This is a genomic window from uncultured Agrobacterium sp. (genome assembly GCA_913777615.1).
Lineage (GTDB): Bacteria > Pseudomonadota > Alphaproteobacteria > Rhizobiales > Rhizobiaceae > Agrobacterium.
Genome location: CAJYTK010000013.1, coordinates 170,592 through 192,209, shown reverse-complemented (window position 1 = coordinate 192,209; position 21,618 = coordinate 170,592). Strand labels below are relative to the sequence as shown.

Annotated in this window: 19 protein-coding genes; 2 read left to right on the top strand and 17 right to left on the bottom strand. The window is 57.4% G+C overall.

Annotation, left to right across the window (positions count from 1 at the left end; translation table 11 throughout):
• Positions 1–45: 45 nt before the first annotated feature.
• The 7 genes from QZ862_RS12440 to QZ862_RS12410 all read right to left on the bottom strand — a co-directional run bounded on the left by QZ862_RS12440 (position 46) and on the right by QZ862_RS12410 (position 9,359).
• Entirely contained in the window at positions 46–3,174 is a 3,129-nt protein-coding gene (locus tag QZ862_RS12440) for an efflux RND transporter permease subunit (RefSeq protein WP_296100212.1), read from the bottom strand.
• Entirely contained in the window at positions 3,174–4,313 is a 1,140-nt protein-coding gene (locus QZ862_RS12435) for an efflux RND transporter periplasmic adaptor subunit (RefSeq protein WP_296014269.1), read from the bottom strand. Before QZ862_RS12435 ends, QZ862_RS12440 begins: the two co-directional genes overlap by 1 nt.
• A 132-nt stretch (positions 4,314–4,445) precedes the next feature.
• Complete coding sequence (locus QZ862_RS12430) at positions 4,446–5,084, bottom strand: VOC family protein (RefSeq protein WP_296100176.1); 639 nt, start codon at positions 5,082–5,084, stop codon at positions 4,446–4,448.
• A 79-nt stretch (positions 5,085–5,163) separates the two neighbouring features.
• Positions 5,164–6,792 carry a CTP synthase gene (locus QZ862_RS12425; RefSeq protein WP_296038816.1) on the bottom strand — a complete coding sequence of 543 codons (1,629 nt, stop codon included), beginning with the start codon at positions 6,790–6,792 and terminating at the stop codon, positions 5,164–5,166.
• Positions 6,793–6,951: 159 nt separating this feature from the next.
• Entirely contained in the window at positions 6,952–7,452 is a 501-nt protein-coding gene (gene secG / locus QZ862_RS12420; RefSeq protein ID WP_296014258.1) for a preprotein translocase subunit SecG, read from the bottom strand.
• Positions 7,453–7,570: 118 nt separating this feature from the next.
• Positions 7,571–8,341: a triose-phosphate isomerase gene (tpiA, locus tag QZ862_RS12415; RefSeq protein WP_296100174.1), complete on the bottom strand. Its 771-nt coding sequence runs from the start codon at positions 8,339–8,341 to the stop codon at positions 7,571–7,573.
• A 136-nt stretch (positions 8,342–8,477) separates the two neighbouring features.
• Complete coding sequence (locus QZ862_RS12410; RefSeq protein WP_296080643.1) at positions 8,478–9,359, bottom strand: dienelactone hydrolase family protein; 882 nt, start codon at positions 9,357–9,359, stop codon at positions 8,478–8,480.
• 182 nt (positions 9,360–9,541) lie between these two features.
• On the opposite strand from QZ862_RS12410, the gene parE reads away from it, so the two are divergent.
• The gene (gene parE, locus QZ862_RS12405; RefSeq protein ID WP_296014250.1) at positions 9,542–11,617 is read left to right on the top strand and encodes a DNA topoisomerase IV subunit B; all 2,076 of its coding nucleotides are present in this window, start codon (positions 9,542–9,544) and stop codon (positions 11,615–11,617) included.
• A gap of 355 nt (positions 11,618–11,972) precedes the next feature.
• On the opposite strand, the gene lipA is transcribed toward parE, so the two are convergent.
• From lipA to QZ862_RS12355, 10 genes are all read right to left on the bottom strand, one after another.
• Positions 11,973–12,947: a lipoyl synthase gene (lipA, locus tag QZ862_RS12400; protein WP_296038811.1), complete on the bottom strand. Its 975-nt coding sequence runs from the start codon at positions 12,945–12,947 to the stop codon at positions 11,973–11,975.
• A gap of 35 nt (positions 12,948–12,982) precedes the next feature.
• Positions 12,983–13,231, bottom strand: coding sequence for a GlsB/YeaQ/YmgE family stress response membrane protein (locus tag QZ862_RS12395; protein WP_062427373.1), 249 nt, complete (start codon positions 13,229–13,231; stop codon positions 12,983–12,985).
• A 42-nt stretch (positions 13,232–13,273) separates the two neighbouring features.
• Positions 13,274–13,528 carry a GlsB/YeaQ/YmgE family stress response membrane protein gene (locus tag QZ862_RS12390; protein WP_296014248.1) on the bottom strand — a complete coding sequence of 85 codons (255 nt, stop codon included), beginning with the start codon at positions 13,526–13,528 and terminating at the stop codon, positions 13,274–13,276.
• Between the two features lie 55 nt (positions 13,529–13,583).
• Positions 13,584–15,029 (bottom strand): dihydrolipoyl dehydrogenase, encoded by a 1,446-nt coding sequence (gene lpdA, locus QZ862_RS12385; protein ID WP_296100172.1) that lies wholly within the window; start codon positions 15,027–15,029, stop codon positions 13,584–13,586.
• Between the two features lie 63 nt (positions 15,030–15,092).
• Positions 15,093–15,740: an SGNH/GDSL hydrolase family protein gene (locus tag QZ862_RS12380; RefSeq protein WP_296100170.1), complete on the bottom strand. Its 648-nt coding sequence runs from the start codon at positions 15,738–15,740 to the stop codon at positions 15,093–15,095.
• Between the two features lie 58 nt (positions 15,741–15,798).
• Entirely contained in the window at positions 15,799–17,193 is a 1,395-nt protein-coding gene (locus QZ862_RS12375) for a pyruvate dehydrogenase complex dihydrolipoamide acetyltransferase (RefSeq protein ID WP_296100167.1), read from the bottom strand.
• A 15-nt stretch (positions 17,194–17,208) separates the two neighbouring features.
• Positions 17,209–18,636, bottom strand: a complete 1,428-nt coding sequence (locus QZ862_RS12370; protein WP_296100165.1) for a pyruvate dehydrogenase complex E1 component subunit beta — start codon at positions 18,634–18,636, stop codon at positions 17,209–17,211.
• A 17-nt stretch (positions 18,637–18,653) separates the two neighbouring features.
• Complete coding sequence (gene pdhA, locus QZ862_RS12365) at positions 18,654–19,700, bottom strand: pyruvate dehydrogenase (acetyl-transferring) E1 component subunit alpha (protein ID WP_296080631.1); 1,047 nt, start codon at positions 19,698–19,700, stop codon at positions 18,654–18,656.
• Positions 19,701–19,852: 152 nt separating this feature from the next.
• A complete protein-coding gene (locus QZ862_RS12360; protein ID WP_296014237.1) occupies positions 19,853–20,170 on the bottom strand; it encodes a septum formation initiator family protein in 318 nt (105 codons plus the stop codon).
• Between the two features lie 113 nt (positions 20,171–20,283).
• Positions 20,284–21,198: an AraC family transcriptional regulator gene (locus QZ862_RS12355; protein WP_296100163.1), complete on the bottom strand. Its 915-nt coding sequence runs from the start codon at positions 21,196–21,198 to the stop codon at positions 20,284–20,286.
• Here QZ862_RS12355 and QZ862_RS12350 point away from each other — a divergent pair.
• Positions 21,170–21,577, top strand: coding sequence for a DUF2000 family protein (locus tag QZ862_RS12350; RefSeq protein ID WP_296100161.1), 408 nt, complete (start codon positions 21,170–21,172; stop codon positions 21,575–21,577). The two genes, QZ862_RS12355 and QZ862_RS12350, sit on opposite strands and share 29 nt — an antisense overlap.
• Positions 21,578–21,618 lie beyond the last annotated feature (41 nt).

Genomic DNA, 21,618 nt, shown 5'->3' with positions numbered 1-21,618 from the left:
TAACCTCCCCTCCATAGGATACTCACGACGACCTCCACCCTACCATCAAGCGGGTGCGAGTTTGCCCTCACGCTTGTCCTTCCTGCGCCGTAGCTTGTCTAGCAGAAGGTAGATGACGGGAGTGGTGTATAGCGTCAGCACCTGGCTGACCATCAAGCCGCCAACGATGGCATAGCCGAGCGGCTGGCGTAGTTCGGCGCCAGAACCGTGGCCAAGAGCAAGCGGTATTCCACCAAGCAATGCGGCCATGGTAGTCATCAGGATCGGTCTGAAACGCATCTGGGCGGCTTTGACGATTGCCTCCTCGCTCGACAATCCCTCCTCCCGCTCTGCCTGGATGGCAAAATCGACGAGCATGATACCATTCTTCTTGACGATACCTATCAACAGAATGACCCCAATCATTGCGACGAGCCCAAAGTCGAAGCCGGCCACTTGCAACGCAAGAAGTGCGCCGAGTCCGGCCGATGGCAAGGTCGACAGGATCGTCAGCGGATGGATAAGGCTTTCGTAGAGAACGCCGAGAATGATGTAGACCACGACGAGCGATGCCAGGATGAGCAGAGGGATGGTTCCAAGCGAGTCCTTGAAAGCCTTCGCGCTGCCGGAAAACGATGTCTGCAGCGACCCCGGAGGATGCATGTTGGACACGGCATTTTCGATGACGGCAGTGGCGTTCCCCAGAGCGACATTGGGCGCCAGGTTGAACGAGATGGTCACAGCCGGCGATTGACCTTGATGCGCGATCGATACCGGCGAGGTGCCATCCGTCGTCCACTTCGCCACGACCGAAAGCGGGACAAGCGTTCCGTTGCTTGCTCTGACCGAGAGACGGTCAAGCGTGGCGATGTCTCGCTGCAGATCCGGCAACACCTCAAGAATGACACGGAAGGTGTCGGTCTGACTGGAGAAGGAGGCGACCTGGCGCTGACCAAAGGCGTCGTAAAGCGTCTCATCGATAGTGGAAGGAAGCACGCCGTAGAGCGTTGCCGCCGCACGGTCGATCTTGATCGTCAGATTGGGAGCCTCGGCCTGCTGATCGCTTCCGACGTCGCGCAGTTCCGGCAGGCTTGAGAGCTTGTTGGTAATCTTTTCCGACCAGTCGCTCAGTTCGGCGATATCTGCGTCCTGAAGCGTGAACTGATATTGGGTTTTAGCAGGACGCGCGCCGATATTGATGTCCTGCGCCGACTGCATGAAGAGCTTGATACCCTGCTGCGCATTCAGTGCCGTACCCAATCGGTCGATCACCTGTTTGGCGCTGACATCGCGTTCCTCTAGAGGCTTCAGCGTGATGTTGACATGGCCCTGATTCAGCGCGTTGCCTCCGTTGCCGCCACCAATATCCATGAAGACGCTATAGACGGCGGGATCTTTCATAATGATCTCGCTGACGCGTTCCTGAAGCTTCGCCATCTCAGTGAAGGATATGTCTGGGGACGCCTGCGAGAGACCGGCAATGAAGCCCGTATCCTGCTCCGGGAAAAAGCCTTTGGGTGCCACGACGAACAGGTAACCGGTCGCGGCAATGGTGGCCAGGAAAACGATGAGCGTCAAAAATCGATGTCGAATGACGGGTTTCAGGCTGCGGATATAGAGCGCCGTCAATCCATCGAAGAATGCCTCTCCCGCCAGATAAAAACGGCCACGCTGATCCTTCTCGATGGGCCGGATGAACTTCGATGCCAGCATCGGCGTCAACGTCAAGGAGACAATGGCGGAAATGACAATTGCGACCGTCAGCGTTACGGCAAATTCCCGAAACAGGCGCCCGATGATGCCACCCATCAACAGGATCGGGATTAGGACAGCGATCAGGGAGAGACTAATGGAAACGATCGTAAAACCGATCTCCCGCGTACCTTGAAGCGCTGCCAGTTTCGGCTCGACACCATCCTCAATGTGGCGGGTGATGTTCTCCAACATGACGATAGCATCGTCGACAACGAAGCCGACGGCGACCACCAGTGCCATGAGCGACAGATTGTCCAGACTGAAGCCCAAGAGCCACATGGGTGCGAGCGACCCGGCAAGTGCAATCGGGAGCGTCAAGACCGGGATGAGTGTCGCACGCAGATTTCGCAAGAAAAGGAAGATGACGACAACAACGAGACCGATGGTCAGCATCAGCGTGAACTGAATATCTGTGACGGATGCTCTGATCGTCGTTGTGCGGTCGGTGACGAGCTCCAGCTTTACCGAGCGCGGCAACGAAGCCTGAAGTGCGGGTAGCTGCTCCTTTACTGCATTGACGACCGCGATCACATTGGCGCCTGGCTGACGAAAAACGTCGAGCGCAATCCCTCGCTCTCCGTTGGTCCAGTGTGCCATCTTGCTGTCTTCCGCACCGTCTGTCGCCTGCCCGATATCGCGGATTCGTACGGGCCCGCCATTACGATAAGCAATGACGGCGTCGTTCCACTCAGCACTGCTGGAAATCTGGTCGTTTGTGTAGATCGGAAAGCTGCGGGTCGGATCGTCGATGTTGCCCTTCGGCGCGCTGAGACTGAGATTGCCGATAGCGGTGCGCACATCTTCCATCGTCACGTCGGCCTGGGCGAGACGACCAGGATCGACAGCGATGCGAATGGCTGGCTTCTGCTTCCCGCCGATATTGACGAAGGCGACTCCTGAGACTTGCCCGATTTTCGAAGCGACATTGCGTTCAATGTATTCGTCGAGTTGCGGCAGGGTCAGCGTGTCGGAGGTGGCCGAAAGCTGCATAATCGGCGCATCGGCAGGGTTTGCCTTATGCACCGTGGGAAGCGAGGTCATATCCTTCGGAAGTTCACCCGCCGCTTCACTGATCGCTGTCTGTACGTCGCTTGCTGCGGTCTCGATATTCTTGTCCAGATCAAACTGCACCGTAATCGACGTCGTTCCGAGCGAACTGTTTGACGTCATCTCGGTGATGCCGCTGACGCGTGAGAGCGCCTGTTCGATCGGTTGCGCAACACTGGATGCCATAGTCTCCGGCGACGCACCGGGAAGACTGGCACCGATCTGGATGGTCGGAAAATCGATTTGGGGAAGAGCTGAAACCGGCATGAACGGATAGCAGATCGCGCCGACGAGAAAGATCCCGGTCATGAGCAGCCCGGTCGCCACCGGATGCAGGATGAAAAAATCGAAGAAACTGGATGTGCGGTTCTGTTCCTGATCGTTCTTCATCATCAGTTCGCCTTCTCGGCGAGTTCGCCGGTCGGCGATCCGGTCCAGGGGGTGGCGCTGACAGCCGCACCATTCCCTATCCGAGACTGGCCGTCCATGACGACCTCTTCGTCCTCTTTGATGCCGTCTGTGACCAGCGCTCTCGCGCCGGTGACGAAGGCCGTCTTCACGTTCCGCTTTTCCACCTTGTTGTCTTTGGAGACGACATAGGCGTAAAGCCCGTCGCGCCCTCTCGCCAAAGCCTTGTCGGGAACGACCACGCCGTTTCTGTGCTCGACCGTCAGTACCGTGGCGACCGGAAGCCCTGGCCAAAGAGCGCCGTTGCCATTGTCGAAGATCGCCTTGAGATGGATGGAGCCATTCGAGGCATCGACGGAGTTGTCCATTGTCGTTAATTGGCCCTTCGACAGGACGCGGCTTCCATCAGTGGTGATCAAGGTGACTGCCGCGATCTTTTCGCTCAAAGCCTGACGGATCTCACCGAACCTGTCGCCGGGCGCGACGAAGGACACAGCAATCGGGTCCATTTGTGTGATCGTCACGATGCCGTCTGTTGAGCTTGCGCTGACCACGCTTCCGACGTCTACTTGCTTGAAACCAGTGCGGCCCGAAATGGGAGCGATCACGGTGGCAAAACCAAGCTGGGTCTCGGCACTCTTGATCATCGCATCGTCATACTGAACAGCCGCTGCATATTGCTGGCTCAGCGCATTCTTCTGTTCAAGCGTCGAGGCGGACGCAACCCCTTTTTCGGCCAGCGATGCATAACGCTGTGCTTCGGTTTTCGCGCTATTATACTGCGCTTCGTCCTGCGCCTTCTTTGCCTGGGCAGAAGTGAGAGCGGATGAAAGCTCACGATCGTCGAGCGTTAGCAAGACGCTGCCTTTCTCCACCATCTGCCCTTCGGAGAAACGAATGCCAGTCACCTGCCCGTCGATCCGCGGTCTGACGGTCACGCTCTGCAATGGGTCCACTGTACCGATACCGTTGATGACCTTATCGATCTCTTCGACCTTGGCCTTGTAGACCGTGACGGGGACGGCCGGTGCATCCTGCGCGAATGCAACGTTGGAAAACACCAGCGCTGCACCTCCAAGACAGAGTGCGGGAAGCGAATAAATGCGAAGGACTTGAGTGAGCATGCCGATGATCTCGCGCGCTGGCGTTCAAATTCAGCAGTAAACTCGGATCACGAATTTTTGTTCTGACGTGATATTAACATTAGGAACTGCTTTTTAGGGAGCATCACCGCCAATACGTGTAGCCCGTGCGTCCTAATTCAAGAGTTTGACGCCATAGGGCGTATCTATTTCGGCGATGTAGCGAAATTGTTCTCCCTCCATCACAGCCGGAGGATCGACGACATCGAGGTCCGCGTAAAGTTTCTGAATTCGGCTCACCTCGGGGTGCGCGACCTGGAAGCTCCTCAGCCGAAAGCCGATATCCGGCATCGCTGACGCGGGATTGCCTTTCACGCCCCAATCCATCACCGAAGGCGCGACACCACCGAGAGGCAAAGATCCATCATCGGCCACCGCAAACAGCCACTCACGATCTCCACGTGACACCTGCTCCTGGCGTCCCAGCAGATCGCCATGCATTGCGAGTACGCCCGTAAAGTCGCTGGTCCGCGCCACCCATGCGCGTAGCCGCCGCCCCTCGTCCCATGCGGCTTGGACCGCTGCCGCATCATCGAGCCCGAACCAGCGTCGTCGCGTCGGTGGCTCTGCCTCCGGATCGACGGCAATCACTTCCAGAAAAACATCCTCGCCGAGGCGCAGTAGAAGATTATGCGTGCCCATTTGCGGGTGCTTGCCACCTTTGGGCATTTCAACACCGAGCCTCTCGCGTATGTAATCGGCGCCGAGTTCCAGTGACGGAGCAATAATCGCCAAATGATCCAGCTTCAACATTCGCGCCAGTCCTCTTCATAAAAGCAAAAGACCGCATCGCTGCGGCCTTTCAATCTTTAATCTTGTTTCTTCCGGCCAATCAAACCAGACGGCTCCGAACCAGTGCCGCTTCGATGAAGCTTGCAAAGAGCGGATGCGGGTCTAGCGGCCGGCTCTTGAGTTCCGGGTGATACTGCACGCCAATGAACCAAGGATGGTCCGGATATTCGACGGTTTCCGGCAGGAGACCATCCGGTGACATGCCGGAGAACACCAGACCGCAGCTTTCAAGGCGATCCTTGTACTCCACATTCACCTCATAACGGTGGCGGTGGCGCTCGGAGATGTCGGTCGAGCCGTAGATATCCGCAATCTTGGTATCCTTCTTCAGCGACGCCTTGTACGCGCCGAGACGCATGGTACCACCGAGATCGCCCCTTGCATTGCGCTTCTCAAGCTCATTGCCCTTGACCCACTCGGTCATGAGACCAACGACCGGCTCCTGTGTCGGACCGAATTCGGTCGAGGAGGCCTTCTCGATGCCAGCGAGGTGACGCGCCGCTTCGACAACCGCCATCTGCATGCCGAAGCAGATGCCGAAATACGGAACCTGGCGTTCGCGGGCAAACTGGGCCGCACGGATCTTGCCTTCCGAACCACGTTCGCCGAAGCCGCCCGGAACCAGAATGGCATTGACCTTTTCAAGATAGGGCGCCGGATCTTCCTTTTCGAAGACTTCCGACTCGATCCATTCAAGCTTGACCTTCACCCGGTTGGCGATGCCACCATGGTGCAGCGCTTCGATAAGCGACTTATAGGCATCCTTGAGGCCGGTATATTTGCCAACAATTGCAATCGTCACCTCGCCCTCAGGCGTGTGGATACGGTTGCAGACTTCTTCCCAATGCTCAAGACGTGGCTTCGGTGCGGGTTCGATACCAAAGGCGGCCAGAACCTCGTTGTCGAGGCCTTCCTTATGATAGGCCGTCGGTACGTCGTAGATGTTCGCCACATCGAGCGCCTGGATGACGGCGGACTGACGCACGTTGCAAAACAGCGAAAGCTTGCGACGTTCTGCCTCAGGAATTTCGCGATCTGCACGGACGAGCAGAATGTCGGGGTGAATACCAAGCGCCTGCAGTTCCTTGACGGAATGCTGCGTTGGCTTCGTCTTCAGCTCTCCTGCTGCCGGAATGTAAGGCATCAGCGTCAGGTGAAGATAGATCGCCGTACCGCGTGGCAGATCGTTTCCGAGCTGGCGGATGGCTTCCATGAAAGGCATCGCCTCAATGTCGCCGACCGTACCACCGATTTCGCAGATGACAAAATCATAGTCGTCATTGCCTTCGGTGACGAAATCCTTGATCTCGTTGGTCACATGCGGAATGACCTGGACCGTCGCACCGAGATAATCGCCGCGGCGCTCCTTATCGATTATGTTTTTGTAGATACGACCCGTGGTGATGTTGTCGGTCTTGGTTGCGGAGCGCCCGGTAAAGCGTTCGTAGTGGCCAAGATCGAGATCCGTCTCCGCGCCGTCATCGGTCACGAAAACCTCACCGTGCTGGGTGGGGCTCATGGTGCCGGGATCGACATTGAGGTAGGGGTCGAGTTTGCGAAGCCGCACCCGATATCCACGGGATTGCAACAACGCTCCGAGTGCCGCGGCCGCAATGCCCTTCCCGAGGGAGGATACCACGCCGCCTGTGATGAATACATATCGCGCCATGGGAGTCACCGCTTACCTTTTAATAGATGATTCCGCCAGTCCCAATTTCATTGATCGCGAAATCATCTGTTGATGACGCGTGGACGCTGAGCCGGAATCTAAACAAAAGAAAACCGGCAGGCTTTTCAGCCTGCCGGATTGTTGATCGTCGACTGAGCCTTATTGGCCGGTCGGAACGCCATTGTTGTTGGCGGGAGCCGGTTGCTGCGCCGGTGCAGCTGGAGCGGCGGCGCCGCCCTCAGCCGGTGCTGCTGGCGTCGTCGTTGCCGGTGCCTGCTGTTGTGCAGGTGCCTGGTTGGACGCACCATTGGTCGCGGACGGAACGCCATTATTGGCTGGCGCCTGCGAAGGTGTCGTCGACGACGGTCCGAGCGTATCGAGAATGCCGTTACCCTGACCTTGCTGTGCCGGAATACGGTTCAGGATGTCGGTCGGACGCGATTCGTAACGTGTCAGGAGACCAAGGCCGAGGGATGTCGCGAAGAACAGGGCAGCGAGGATCGCCGTTGTGCGGGTCAGCGCGTTAGCGGTACCGCGCGCGGACATGAAGCCCGAACCGCCGCCAATACCGAGGCCACCGCCTTCGGAGCGCTGGATCAGCACCACGCCGACAAGCGCCAGCACGATCATGAGGTGAATAACAATCAGTACGTTCTGCATGACAATCCATTCCATGCCCCATCAGGAGCACAATGAAGAAGTTTGCGGCTCTTTACATGAGGCGAAAGCGTATTCCAAGCCCCCGGGAACCGAAAGCCTGGCAGCTTTCCTGAAAAAATCAGGCCGTCAACTGCTCGTAAGCTGCATAGATGGACAGGAAGTCGGACGCTTTCAAGCTCGCACCGCCGATCAGCGCGCCATCGACATTGTCGATCCCCATCAGTTCCAAGGCGTTGGAAGGCTTGACCGAGCCGCCATAGAGAATGCGCATGCCCCTCCCCTCGCCGGCGAAGCGCTTGACGAGCTCATCGCGCATGAAGGCGTGCGCTTCCCGCACGTCATCGACAGTTGGCGTCAGGCCTGTTCCGATCGCCCAAACCGGCTCATAGGCGATGACCGTGTTGGCGGCGGTCGACTCATCGGGCAAGGACCCATCAAGCTGGCGCTTAAGCACGTCGAGCGTCTGGCCGGATTTACGCTGCTCCGCCGTCTCGCCAATGCAGATGATGGCGATGAGGTCGGCCGCGTAGGCAGAACTGGCCTTAGCGCGCACGAGATGGTCCGTCTCAGCATGGTCGGTGCGGCGCTCGGAGTGTCCCACGATCACGTGTGTGCCGAAGCAATCCGCAATCATTTCCGCAGAAATGTCGCCCGTATGAGCGCCGGACGCATTCTGATGGCAATCCTGCGCGCCGATTTTTAAAGGGCTGTCTTCGCAAAGCGCAGTCGCGACATAGAGTAGCGTCGAAGGCGGGCAGATCAGCGCCTCGACCTTTTTCGCGAGCGGTCCCTTTACCCCTTCGGCCATCGCCTTGATCTGATCGAGCGAGGCGCGCGTTCCGTTCATCTTCCAGTTTCCAGCGACGAGCGGGCGAATATCTGGGGTCATAGAGCAGTCGTTCCTCTTGATTGTTTGCGGGTTCTTCTCAGATAACAGCGATAGGAAATTGGATGAAAAAGCAAGGTTTCGGTTCGAAATTTGGTGAATTTCGTACAAACCCTGTCTTGAGCGATGGTAATCCAGCCTAATGCACGAAGATCCAGTTAAGCACCGCCCGCCAGTCGGTCATGCGGACTGGCGTTCCATGGGTGCCTGTCTGGAAAAGCGTGAAGTGTGTCGGCACACCGGCCTTCAACAGCGCCCGGAAAATAGAGGCCTGCTGATCGGCGGAATACACCTTGTCCAAGCTTCCATGCGTAAAATAAACGGGCTTCTTCGCCTTTATCAATGCGCTCTTGGAAAAATCGGGGTCTACCGCGCCGCCGAGAATAACCATCCCCTTAAGGTCGCCAGCTGCGATCGCATCGCGGCTGATGCCGTAGCAAATGAAGCTCCCCATGGAAGCACAGGCCAGAATGACAGGCTTGCCGCCGGATTTCGCTTTGGCATCGGCAATCAGCGCCGCGACGTCGGCAACACCGTTCTCATCGAAACTTTTGACACTGGGCGCATAATACGTACCGCCATTTTCAACAGCCAAGTTCTTCAGCCGGTTGAAGTTGCCACCGAACGTATAGTCTTTCATGCCAAGCCGACGATCCCCACCCCGGCCGTGTATGAAAATCACGGTAAACGCTTGGCCACTCGCCCGTCCGACGCGTCCCACATCGATAGAGCGTCCTCCGACGGAAATCGTTTCCAGCTCTTGGAGGCTTTTCGGCGCGAGATCGACATATTGCCGTTTTACTCGCTGCTCTGGGATTTCGTCCCGCCCGTTGATATCGCGCAGTTCCTGATACTCGATAACCTGCGACGAACCGTTATCCGAGGTGGACAACACGGTCTGAGCGGAAAACAGATCGTCCTTGAAAGGTTTCAGCGGGCCGCCGCTGGTTTGAGCGCTGGCGGGCATCGCTGCAACAGAGAGGCAGAAAAGAGTACAAAAGGTGAAAAGAGCTGTGGACATGCCTTGAGGAACCGTTTCATTTGCGCCACAAGTCTTGCCATCCGGGCTGCCGCAACGCAATCCTTTACGGTAAAGCACCAGCCCTTTGTACCCTGCTTGAGTAGCATGACACGTAAACCGGTGTCTGTATCCTGTCTGCTCGCATGGACAAAATCCGGGCAAAATCTGATTGAACTGGACCTATGGACGATAGCAACGATCTTTTCTCAGGCCTCCCGTCAGCAAGCCGCGCTGAAGCAGAACCGCGGGAAGCTGCACACGCAGCAGCACCGGCTGCGAAGGCGGTCGCGCAGCCAAAAGCGGCACCTGCCCCAGTCACTTCATCAAGCGATGATTACGGTGCATCGTCTATCCGCGTTCTGGAAGGTCTCGAACCAGTACGCATGCGTCCCGGCATGTATATTGGCGGCACGGACGAAAAAGCGCTGCACCACCTTTTTGCCGAAGTCATCGATAACTCGATGGACGAGGCGGTCGCGGGACACGCCAACTTCATCGAAGTGCATCTTGATGCCGAAGGCTTCCTGACGGTCAGCGATAACGGTCGCGGTATCCCCGTCGAAAACCATCCACAAGTGCCGGGCAAGTCCACGCTCGAGGTCATCATGACCAAGCTGCATGCAGGCGGCAAATTTGATGGCAAAGCCTATGAAACCTCCGGCGGTCTGCACGGTGTCGGCGTATCCGTCGTCAACGCGCTGTCCGACGTGTTGGAGGTGGAAGTGGCGCGTAATCGCAAGCTTTATCGCCAGCGTTTTTCGCGCGGCATTCCGCAAGGTCCTCTTGAAGAACTGGGCGATGTTCACAATCGCCGGGGAACGCGTGTGCGCTTCCATCCGGATGCGCAGATCTTCGGCGAGCACGCCAAGTTCGAAGCGGCCCGCATCTTCCGTATGGCGCGCTCCAAGGCTTATCTCTTTGGCGGCGTCGAAATCCGCTGGAGCTGCGATCCGGGCCTCGTGCCCGCTGGCGGCGAAATTCCGGAAAAAGCCGTCTTCCATTTCCCAGGTGGCTTGAAGGATTATCTCTCCGCCACATTGGGCAAGGACTTTACCGTTACCCGCGAAATCTTTTCAGGGAGAACGGAAAAGACCGGCGGTCACGGCGCGCTGGAATGGGCAGTCACCTGGTATGGCGGCGACAGCCAGATTCATTCCTATTGCAACACCATCCCGACACCTGAGGGCGGCACACACGAAGCTGGCCTTCGCATTGCACTGACTAAAGGCCTGAAGAACTATGCCGAACTGACGCAGAACAAGCGTGCCCGTGAAATCACCACCGATGACGTGATGATTTCAGCGGTCGGCATGCTGTCCGTGTTCATTCGTGAGCCGGAATTCGTCGGCCAAACCAAAGATAAACTCGCCACCGTCGAAGCCCAGCGCATCGTCGAGAACGCGCTGCGCGATCCCTTCGATCATTACCTCGCCGGCAATCCAAACGAAGCCGCCAAGCTTCTGGACTGGGTGATCGAGCGCTGCGAGGAGCGTCTGCGCCGTCGCAAGGAAAAAGAGGTCAACCGCAAGACTGCGGTGCGCAAGTTGCGCCTGCCGGGCAAGCTCGCAGATTGTTCTCAGAACACTGCCGAAGGCGCTGAACTCTTTATCGTTGAGGGTGACTCGGCTGGTGGCTCCGCCAAGCAGGCGCGCAACCGCGCCAACCAGGCAATCCTGCCGCTTCGCGGCAAGATCCTGAACGTCGGAAGTGCCAGCCGTGAAAAGCTTTCCGCCAACCAGCAGATCGCCGATCTGATCCAGGCACTGGGCTGCGGCACGCGCACCAAATACCGCGACGAAGATTTGCGTTACGAACGTATCATCATCATGACCGATGCCGACGTGGACGGCGCGCATATCGCCTCGCTGCTGATCACCTTCTTCTATCAGGAAATGCCCGAACTGATCCGCGGCAGCCACCTCTATCTGGCCGTTCCGCCCCTCTACAAGATCACGCAAGGCTCGAAGTCCGCCTATGCACGCGACGACGTTCACCGCGCGGAATTGATGGAGACGGAGTTCAAGGGCCGCGGCAAAATCGAAATCAGCCGCTTCAAAGGCCTTGGCGAAATGCTGCCCGCGCAGCTTAAAGAAACCACCATGGATCCGTCCAAGCGCACCCTACTGCGGGTGGAAATCGACGACGTGGATTTCGAAGGCACGCGGGAAGCGGTGGATAACCTGATGGGAACGAAGGCAGACGCTCGCTTTCGCTTCATTCAGGACCGCGCAGCCTTTGCGGAGAACCTGGATATCTGATGGATTGTCGGGTTGGTTTGACCAACCCGACACGCAATCGAAATCATTAGGAAGCCTTGGCAGAGACTTGATGACCCTTGTTTGTCATGGCCGGCTCTGAACCGTTGCTGTCCAAGTTAGATTGCGATGCGTGTTTTCGGCGCGAGCTTCACCCCACACGTCATACTTGCCTCCAGGCGGTACCCAGCCCCCTTGTGTATGCAATGCGAAATGAGGCTCTCGCGATTACAGAAGAGATCGCGCTTGATCCCACTGTCCAAGTGCGGGATCACGGATGAGGTGTTGCCGCTCCGATACCTAGGCTGGCCTACGATCCCTGAAAGTTGTCGGCTCAGCGCTGTGAAGCGCTGACCAATCACTCAGCAGCAGCCAGAAGCTTCTTCTCACGATTGGCACGAAGACGTTCGAAATCGTCGCCTGCATGGTGCGACGATCGCGTTAGCGGGCTGGACGAGACCATCAGGAAGCCCTTTGTGTAGGCAACCGTTTCGTAGGACTTGAACTCTTCAGGGGTCACGAAGCGTTCCACCTTGTGATGCTTGCGCGTCGGCTGCAAATACTGGCCAATCGTCAGGAAGTCGACATCGGCGCTGCGAAGGTCGTCCATCAGCTGCAGGACTTCGTTCCGCTCTTCGCCAAGACCTACCATGATGCCGGACTTGGTGAACATCGTGGGGTCCAGTTCCTTCACCCGTTGCAGCAGACGAACGGAGTGGAAGTAACGTGCGCCTGGACGAACGGTCAGGTAGTTGCCGGGAACCGTTTCCATATTGTGGTTGAAAACGTCGGGCTTGGCGGCAACAACGCGCTCCAGCGCACCGGGCTTTTTCAGGAAATCAGGCGTCAGGATTTCAATGGTCGTGTTCGGCGAAGCGGCACGGATTGCCCATATCACCTTTTCGAAATGCTCGGCGCCACCGTCTGAGAGGTCATCGCGGTCGACCGACGTGATGACGACGTGGCTAAGGCCCATCTGCTTGACGGCCTTGGCAACGTTTTCCGGCTCATTGAGATCAAGCGGATTGGGCTTGCCGGTCGAGACGTTGCAGAAGGCGCAGGCGCGCGTGCAGATCTCGCCCATGATCATGAAGGTCGCGTGCTTCTTTTCCCAGCACTCGCCGATGTTTGGACAGCCTGCTTCTTCGCACACCGTCACCAGCTTGTGGCTGCGAACCAGTTCGCGCGTCTCATGGTAGCCCTTGGAGGTAGGCGCCTTGACGCGAATCCATTCCGGCTTGCGCGCCACTTCCGTGTCGGGCTTATGCGCCTTTTCCGGATGGCGGATACGCTTTTCGTCCGGCTGGGACATCCTGTCGAGAATAGTGACCATGAGAGAAACCTGCTTCTGCCGCTTCTAAAGCGGCTTTAACGCCTGACGAGCTTGGCGAGGAATAACAGAAGGCTTGCGCCCAGGAAAGACGTGACGAAGTAGCCGAGGCGGCTGTCTTCCACAAACACGTCGAATGTGCGCAACACCGCAACGGCGACGACGGAGCCGACAATGCCCAGCACAATGTTCATGAAGATGCCAAAACGCATATCCATGAGCTTGCCCGCAAGCCAGCCCGCAAGGCCGCCGATAATGATGGCAGCAATCCAGCCCACACTTTCCATCCGCAATCCCTTTCTTCAACCCGCCGCTTTGCAAAAGCCTGCCTAGGCAATTAGCCTTGCAATCAGCGTGACGATGATAGCCCCCACCGTCGCATGAATGATCTGCACCACCAGAGCGTTTTCAATACCAAGCGAAATGCCGAAAGCATTGAACAGATAGCCGCCGACAAATGCGCCGATGACGCCACTCAAGAGGCAACCGATCAATCCGCCGCCGCCAACGATGAGGCTGGCGAGGAAACCGGCCACCAGGCCGATCAGCAGGAAAACAACCCAAGCTTCCGTAACAATCGACATGATCATTCTCCCTTGATGTCGCTCCCTCAGAGAGTGGGAGCGACGAGAGCAATTATCAAGCGTTCAACACACGTCCGTAAGCGTCCAGCACGCTTTCCTTCATCATTTCCGACAGGGTCGGATGCGGGAATATAGTATGCATCAACTCCTCTTCCGTCGTCTCAAGGTTCATCGCTACAACAAAGCCCTGAATGAGTTCAGTCACTTCCGCGCCCACCATATGCGCGCCGATCAACTCGCCGGTCTTCTTGTCGAAGATGGTCTTGACCATGCCTTGGTCTTCACCAAGCGCGATGGCCTTGCCATTGGCAGCAAAGGAGTAGCGGCCGACGCGGATTTCACGTCCCTGCTCTTTCGCCTTGGCTTCCGTCAGACCGACCGAAGCGACCTGAGGATTGCAGTACGTGCATCCGGGGATCTTCGCCTTATCCATCGGGTGCACGCCTGGGACGCCTGCGATCTTCTCGATGCAGATAACGCCTTCATGCTCTGCCTTGTGAGCAAGCATTGGAGGACCGGCGACATCGCCAATGGCGTAGAGGCCCGGAACGTTGGTCTTTCCGTAACCGTCGATGACAACACAGCCACGATCCGTCTTCACGCCAAGTACTTCAAGACCAAGATTCTCGATATTGCCCTGAACGCCGACAGCCGAAATAAGACGATCCGCGGTGATCTGCTGGACCTTGCCGTCCTTGGTCTCGACATGGGCGGTGATCGAATTCGAGCCCTTTTCGACCTTAGAAACCTTGGCTTCGGTGATGATCTTCAGGCCGCGCTTCTCAAGCTGTTTGCGAGCGAAAGTCGAGATTTCCGCGTCTTCCACCGGCATGATGTTGGCCATCAGCTCGACCACTGTCACGTCCACGCCCATCGAGCGATAGAAGGAGGCGAATTCGATACCGATTGCGCCCGACCCCATGACAACGATGGACTTCGGCATGAAGTCCGGCTTCATCGCCTCGAAGTAGGTCCAGATCAGCTTGCCATCCGGTTCGATGCCGGGCAGCGCACGCGGACGCGCGCCAGTCGCGACGATGATGTGCTTGGCCGTATAAGTGCCCTCACCCAGAACACCCTTCGGAACCGGGTTCTGCGGCTGAACGATCGGCTTGGAAATTTTGCCAACGACAATCTCATTCGGCTTGGCGAGCTTGGCTTCACCCCAGATGACGTCGATCTTGTTCTTCTTCATCAGAAAGGCGACGCCGCCATTCAGGCGAGCGGACACGCCTCGCGAACGGGCGACAACTTCCTTCACATCCGCGCTGATCGTTCCCTCCAGCTTCAGGCCGTAATTCTTCGCGTGATGGGCGTTGTCGAGCACTTCGGCAGAACGCAGAAGCGCCTTGGTGGGAATGCAGCCCCAGTTGAGGCAGATACCGCCAAGATGTTCGCGCTCGACGATCGCCGTCTTCAGGCCGAGTTGTGCCGCACGGATTGCCGTAACGTAACCGCCGGGACCGGAGCCGATGATGATGACGTCGTAAGATTGAGCCATTCTATGTCCTGCCTTTATCTCTTTGACGGCGACTAGTCCGCCGCTGCGTCAATCGAATTCAAATCAGATTCCAAGCAACATGCGCACCACGGGCTCAAGCCCGCGTCCCAGCGCACGTGTATTTTCAGCGTCCAGATGAACGCCATCGAGGGGTGTCGTCACCGCAACGGAGGCAGCATCGAAAAAGGCACAACCCTTGTCGTCTGCCAGATCGCGATAGAGCGAACCCATCATCTTCGATTGTTCGATGGCACCCGCATACATCGCCGCAAACATCTCGTTGCCGGTTTCACAAATATGCGGCGGCGAAACGATCAGGATCTCCGGCTCGTCCTGATCCTCGAAGGACCAGGCGTGATGCCGGATGAGGCTTACCAGCCGTTCCACACCCTTGACAGCACCAACTGCAGAGCCAGCACCGATGCCGCGCTTCAGATCGTTGGTGCCGAGCATGATGATGACGAGATCGAGCGGCGCATGGCTGTGCAGGATCGTCGGCAGCAGCGTTGCACCATTGCGGTCGCAATCGGCCAGATGATCGTCATAGGCGGTGGTGCGCCCATTCAAGCCTTCGGCAATGACACTGACCTCAACGCCCAGCGCCTTTTGCAGCACGCTTGGCCAACGGTCTTCAAAGGCATGACGACCAAGATTTTCAGCGTCGTATCCCCATGTCAGGCTGTCGCCGTAGCAAAGAACGGTTTTCGTCACATCTGCCTCCAGAAGGAGAAGAGCCGAAAGCTGCATCAGCATCCGGCTCGACTATTTATCAGACCAGCATCGACATCGGGCTTTCGATGTAGCGCTTGAAGGCGGAAGCGAGTTCCGCGCCGAGCGCGCCATCGATAACGCGGTGGTCGAAGGCAAAGGTCGCTGTCATCACCGTGCCGACTTCGATCTTGCCGCCGCGAACGACGGGCTTCTCGACGCCAGCGCCGATGGAGACGATCGAAGCCTGCGGCAGGTTGACGATCGAGGTGAAGGATGAAACGCCGAACATGCCAAGGTTGGACACGGATGTGGTGCCGCCCTGGTATTCTTCCGGCTTCAGCTTCTTGTCACGAGCACGCTTGGCAAGATCCTTGACCTCGTTGGAGATAGCCGAGAGCGACTTCTCCTCGGCCTTGCGGACGATCGGCGTGATCAAGCCATCCGGGATCGACACGGCAACGCCGACATCGGCATGCTTGTGCAGAACGCGGGCAGTAGACGTCCAGGAAGCATTCGCCATCGGGACGTCACGCAGCGCAAGCGCCATCGCCTTGATGATGAAGTCGTTGACGGAGAGCTTGAAGGCCGGAACCTCGCCCTTCTCGGTCTTCTTCACCGGTGCGGATGCATTGATCTCCGCACGAAGCTTCAGCATCGCATCGAGTTCGCATTCCATCGACACCGTGTAGGACGGAACCGTCTGGGTCGACTCGGTCAGGCGCGAAGCAATCGTCTTGCGCATGCCGTCGTGCGGCAGAAGCTCGTAAGAGCCTTCGGCAAACAGCTTGAGAACGCTGTCATCCGACGGACCCTTTGCAGCGGCCGGAGCCGGAGCAGCCGACGATGCAGATGCCTGTGCAGCAGCCGGTGCAGCCTTTGCGCCACCGGAAGCGACTGCCTTTTCGACGTCAGACTTGACGATGCGGCCATGCGGGCCGGAGCCGGATACAGCCGAAAGATCAAGACCGGCATCCTTAGCCATGCGCCGTGCAAGCGGCGAAGCGAAGAGACGCTCACCAGACTTGGACACAGGTGCTGGCGTGGAAGGCGCAGCCGCCTGATCTGCAACAGGCGTGTCAGCCTTGGGAGCAGCTTCAGACTTCTCTTCCTTCGGGGCCTCGGCCTTTGCTTCCTGCTTAGGAGTGTCAGCCTTCGCTTCAGACTTTGCAGGAGCAGCATCGCCACCCTTTGCCGCGTCAGCCACGTCTTCGCCTTCGCCAGCGAGGATGGCGATCAAGGCATTGACCTTGACCGCTTCCGTACCGGCCGGGACCACGATCTTGGCGACCGTACCCTCGTCCACGGCTTCCACTTCCATGGTCGCCTTGTCGGTTTCAATTTCGGCAATCACGTCGCCGGGAGCAACCTTGTCGCCTTCCTTGACCAGCCACTTGGCCAGATTGCCCTCTTCCATCGTCGGCGAAAGGGCAGGCATGGTGATGTTGATAGGCATCGAAACGCCCTCCCCTTACTTGTAGCAGACGGCTTTGACAGCCTGGATGACTTCGTCGACGTTCGGCAGAGCCAGCTTCTCCAGGTTTGCAGCATAAGGCATCGGAACATCCTTACCGGCAATCGTCAGAATCGGCGCATCGAGATAATCGAAGGCAGCGCGCTGAACCTGGTTGGAGATGAAATCACCGACCGATGACTGTGGGAAGCCTTCTTCGACCGTGACCAGACGGCCGGTCTTCTTGACGGATTCGATAACCGTCGGAAGATCCATCGGGCGGATGGTGCGAAGGTCGATCAACTCGACATCGATGCCTTCCTTTTCCAGCTCGGCGACAGCCTTGACCGCATAGGTCATGCCGATACCGAAGGAAACGATGGTCGCGTCCTTGCCCTTGCGGTGAATGCGCGCCTTGCCGATCGGCAGGACGAAATCATCCAGCTTCGGCACTTCGAAGCTCTGACCGTACAGGATTTCGTTTTCGAGGAAGATGACCGGATTTGGATCGCGGATCGCAGCCTTCAAAAGACCCTTGGCGTCGGCTGCCGTGTAGGGCATGACGACCTTGAGACCCGGAATGTGGCTGTACCAAGCGGCATAGCACTGCGAGTGCTGAGCTGCCACGCGGGCAGCAGCGCCCGACGGACCGCGGAACACCATCGGTGCGCCCATCTGACCGCCAGACATATAGAGTGTCTTGGCAGCAGAGTTGACGATCTGGTCGATTGCCTGCATGGCGAAGTTGAACGTCATGAACTCGACGATCGGCTTCAGGCCGGTCATGGCAGCGCCGACGCCGATACCGGCAAAGCCGTGCTCGGTAATCGGCGTATCGATAACGCGCTTGGCGCCGAATTCCTGCAGCAACCCCTGAGTGATCTTGTAGGCGCCTTGGTATTCGGCAACTTCTTCGCCCATGACGAAGACGTTTTCGTCAGAGCGCATTTCTTCGGCCATGGCGTCGCGAAGAGCTTCGCGCACGGTCTGAGTGGCGAACTCGGTGCCTTCCGGAATATCCGGATCGGCAGCAACTTCGATCTTGGGTGCAGCAGGTGCCTTTGCCGTTTCCTTCGCGGCGGAAGGCTCTTCGCTGGCTTCGCGGGTCTTGCCGCCGGCGGCGTCAGAACCGGAGCTTGCAGCTTCGGCCTTCGGCGCTTCCTTCTTGGGTGCTGCGGAAGACGACAGATCGTCAGCGCTCTCACCTTCCTGAAGGAGAACGGCGATCGCCGTATTCACCTTTACGTTTTCGGTGCCGGCGTCGATCAGGATCTTACCGATAACGCCTTCGTCCACGGCTTCGACTTCCATCGTCGCCTTGTCAGTCTCGATTTCCGCGATCACGTCGCCGGAGGTGACCTTGTCACCTTCCTTTTTCAACCATTTGGAAAGCGTGCCCTCCTCCATGGTCGGGGAAAGGGCGGGCATAAGAATTTCTACTGGCATTGTTTTCCCTTTCCCGATCAGAGCAGAATGTCGGTGTAAAGCTCGGATACATCCGGCTCTGGATCGTTCTGGGCAAAGTCGGCGCTGTCGGCCACGATGTCACGGACATCCTTGTCGATCGCCTTCAACTCGTCTTCGCTCGCCCAGCCCTGTTCCATAAGCCGCGCCTTGACCTGCTCGATCGGGTCCTGCTCGGAGCGCATCTTCTGCACTTCTTCCTTGGAACGATACTTGGCCGGGTCGGACATGGAGTGACCCCGATAACGGTAGGTCAGCATTTCCAGGATGATCGGCCCCTTGCCGGAACGGCAATGTTCAAGCGCTTCGTCCGCAGCAGCCTTGACAGCGCGCACATCCATGCCGTCCACCTGAACGCCGGGTATGCCGAAACCGGAGCCGCGCAGCGAGTAGTTCGACTGTGCCGTGGCACGACTGGTCGAGGTACCCATGGCGTAACGGTTGTTCTCAACGATGTAGATGATCGGAAGCTTCCAGAGAGCAGCCATGTTGAAGCTCTCATAGACCTGGCCCTGGTTCGCAGCGCCGTCACCGAAATAAGTGACCGACACATTGTCGTTGCCGCGATACTTGTTGGCGAAGGCAAGACCGGTTCCGAGCGAAACCTGCGCACCGACGATACCGTGACCGCCGTAGAAATGCTTCTCCTTGGAGAACATGTGCATCGAGCCGCCCTTACCCTTGGAAAGGCCACCGCGACGTCCGGTCAGTTCCGCCATGACACCGCGCGGGCTCATGCCAGCAGCCAGCATATGGCCGTGGTCACGATATGCGGTAATCACCTGATCGCCTTCCTTCTGCGACATCTGCATACCAACGACAACGGCCTCCTGGCCGATGTAGAGGTGACAGAAACCGCCGATGAAGCCCATGCCATAAAGCTGGCCGGCCTTTTCTTCGAAGCGACGGATGAGCAGCATCTCGCGATACGCGTGGAGTTCTTCGTCCTTGCCGAAATCCGGAGAATTCTTGCCGGTAAATTCCTTGGCAGGCGTCTTTGCCGTTGTCTTGCGGCCGGATACGGACGCGTTTTTGCGCGGCGCCATTCATCCCTCCCTGAGTTGAATTAGAATGGTTGGATCGGCGCGTAACATATTCAAGAAAGGTCGCCACAGCAATGCCATAAACGCATGGCACATATTCTAAGTAAACGACTGTAAATAAAAATAAATTTCATGATTAACCAAAATCGGGTTAATCACATATATCCGTTCATGATGACGATTTCGTTCGGCTTTGACATATTCAACTGGTAACGCGAAATCTCGTCGATCATATCTCGCTCAAGCGAACCATCGCTCATCAATTCCACCTGCCGCTCAAGCGCCACACGAGTCTTGACGATCTTGTCGCGCTCGGCTGTCCGCGCAATGCGCTGACGCTCAAGCCGCTCCATCGCTTCCAGTCCGAAATCACCATGGATGGAATGATAGCCGAAATAGGAAAGAAAGGCGACCGTGATCGCTGGAACAACCAGACGGCCAAACCGTCTTTTTTTGTGATGCTTCGTCCACATACTCTGAAAAACTGCCTTCAAACGCGCTACTGGAATCACAATAGCCGCATTTGCTTAACCATCCGTTGACCGTGTTTTCGGCATGTCCAACAGCATAGGAAAGACCGCAATTCTCAGTCATCGCAACCCTGCAGCGCCAACCACCGGCCTGGCGTCATTCCGAACGCGTCACGAAAATGCCGCGTGAAATGGGCCTGATCCGCAAAGCCTACTTCGACTGCAGCGCCCGCCAGACTGTTGCCCGCTAACAGCAACTGCTTTGCCTGCCCAAGGCGGCGCATCACAAGATAGCGGTGCGGGCTGGTACCCAGAACCTGCCTGAAATGCCGCGCCAAAGCGTATCGATCCAGCCCGGTGATCTCCTCCAGCGTGGCAGATCGCACCGGCTCATCACTATGACTGAGAAGAAAGTCACGCGCCTGTAAGACCGCCGATTGCGCGACTTTGCTAACCCGCTTGCGAGGTTCTCCCGCTTCATAAGCCAGAATCATCCCGATCCGTTGAATGGCGTCGTCCTTGGCCAGATCATCCGGCTCGTGCTCGAGGTCCGACAGAATGTAGGCGAGCGCACGGGATAGCTCCGCATCGGCAACAACAGGATCTGGCACGAATGGCAATGAGCGAGAATACCCATCAATAGCACCGATCAACTCAGGCGGCATGTAGACCATGCGATAGATCAGCCCGTCAGCGGTTCCAGCTGCGCCATCGTGAACTTCATCAGGATGCAGCACGATCACGTTTCCCGGCATGCTAAAACGTTCGACCCCGCGATATCGGAAGGTCTGAACGCCATGCAGCGTCAGCCCCAAGGCGTAGGTGTCGTGCCGATGCGGTGTAAACCCATTGCCGTGGAACCGCACCTCGGTCCGCTCGATCCCTCTACTTTCCGCAACAACGCGCACGCCGGGCTGAAATTCCACGCACGAACGTTCAAGACCCAGCGCCCGTTGCACCGCTAGTTGCTCGATGTCCTCGATACCTTCAAAGGAGTAAGACATGTTTGACACCAAAATCGCGATCATCATCCGCGATGACCTTGCCACGTGGCAAAAGCTAAACGTCACCGCTTTTCTGACAAGCGGTATCATCGCTCAATCGCCCGCGATCATCGGCGAAGCATATCGGGATGCCGCTGATAATGTCTACAATCCGATGTCCATCCAGCCTATCGTGGTTCTGACCGCTGACCAAGAGACACTAAGAACCATCCACCGGCGAACGCTGGAGCGAAATGTCACGGCATCAGCCTACATCGAAGAGATGTTCACAACGGGTCACGATGCGGCCAATCGAGAGGTCTTTGCCAGGTTCACTCCGGACAATGCCAAGCTCGTTGGTCTCGCGTTGCGGTCCGATAAGAAGATCGTCGACAAGACTTGCAAGGGCGCAAAGATGCATCCCTGATGCCTCCCATGAAAGTCGCCGCTCGGTGACTGGACCTAATT